Origin of the sequence: Mesorhizobium sp. M1A.T.Ca.IN.004.03.1.1, assembly GCF_003997555.1 — a bacterium.
GTDB lineage: Bacteria > Pseudomonadota > Alphaproteobacteria > Rhizobiales > Rhizobiaceae > Mesorhizobium.
Window position 1 is genome coordinate 1 of the sequence record NZ_RZTV01000768.1, and the last position, 250, is coordinate 250.

Below are 250 nucleotides of genomic sequence, written 5' to 3' on the forward strand. Positions count from 1 at the left end.
GTTCCGACCGACCCAACGTAAATCCAGTCGAGCCCTTGTCTGCCGGCCAGCAGCAGCCTGCCGATGCCGCCGCGGGCGGATGCCGACTGCTCATAACCGACGATCATGAAGCTCTCGCTCTGGACGCATTTGATTTTCAGCCAATCGCCCGTGCGACCGCTGCGGTAGGGCCGGTCGCGGTGCTTGGCAATGATGCCTTCCAGATGACGATGGCAGGCGTGCTCGAGGAGGTCTTCGGCCGGCAGCTTTA

Annotated in this window: 1 pseudogene; it reads right to left on the minus strand. The window is 62.8% G+C overall.

Annotated elements, in window-relative coordinates:
* Nucleotides 1-250 (minus strand): annotated as a pseudogene (locus tag EOD29_RS33735) (ATP-dependent DNA ligase); the annotation flags it as partial.